We start from the raw sequence: 792 nt of genomic DNA on the forward strand, positions 1-792 counted from the left end.
ACCATTTTTTCATGGATTGCTATTGGCATTAGGCCTGATCCTGCCATTAGGCGTGCAGAATGTATTTATTTTCAATCAGGGAGCAATCCAGCCGACCATAAAAAAGGCTTTGCCTGCAACGATCACTGCTGCCATTTGTGATTCTGCACTCATTCTGTTGGCCATCTTCGGCGTTTCGTTGATTGTCATGCAATATGTTTGGCTGCATCTGGCATTGATCATTATTGGAATCACATTTTTATTGTATATGGGTTTTCAGATTTGGTCTTCCGGTGCCATTCCACAAGCAGATGCTGAAACTAAGCAAATGTCAGCAAAAAAACAGATGATTTTTGCTTTATCGGTATCATTGCTCAATCCGCATGCAATCTTGGATACGATCGGTGTAATCGGATCGAGCTCGCTTGTATATTCAGGAACGGATAAAGTGATTTTCACGGTAACGTGCATCGCTGTGTCATGGTGCTGGTTCCATGGACTATGTCTGGCGGGACGATTGCTGAAAAAGATTGATACTACTGGCAAGTTCCTTGGTATGTTAAATAAAGTATCGGCCATCATCATCTGGATTACGGCTCTTTATTTGTTGAGTTCGATTTTTTAGAAACGATTTTCACTCCATTTGATGGCTATTCAAACGGAAAAAGGAGAATGCCCATTCGATAGGCATTCTCCTTTTGTACCTTATTGAAGAGCGACCAGGTCCTTGATTTCCTCAGTGGAAAGTTCGGTGATCCAGTTGTCACTGCTGATGATTTCGTCGTTCAATGCTTGTTTTTTATCGAGCATTTG

The 792-nt window shown here is 41.8% G+C and carries 2 protein-coding genes; one reads left to right on the top strand and one right to left on the bottom strand.

Annotation, left to right across the window (positions count from 1 at the left end; all coding sequences use genetic code 11):
• The coding region (locus tag CVN76_RS06335; protein ID WP_100530619.1) for a LysE/ArgO family amino acid transporter at nucleotides 1-604 on the top strand (604 nt) is incomplete at its 5' end.
• Between the two features lie 80 nt (nucleotides 605-684).
• Here CVN76_RS06335 and CVN76_RS32330 read toward each other — a convergent pair.
• The coding region (locus tag CVN76_RS32330; protein ID WP_442857554.1) for a hypothetical protein at nucleotides 685-792 on the bottom strand (108 nt) is incomplete at its 5' end.

This window comes from Bacillus sp. mrc49, assembly GCF_002803435.1.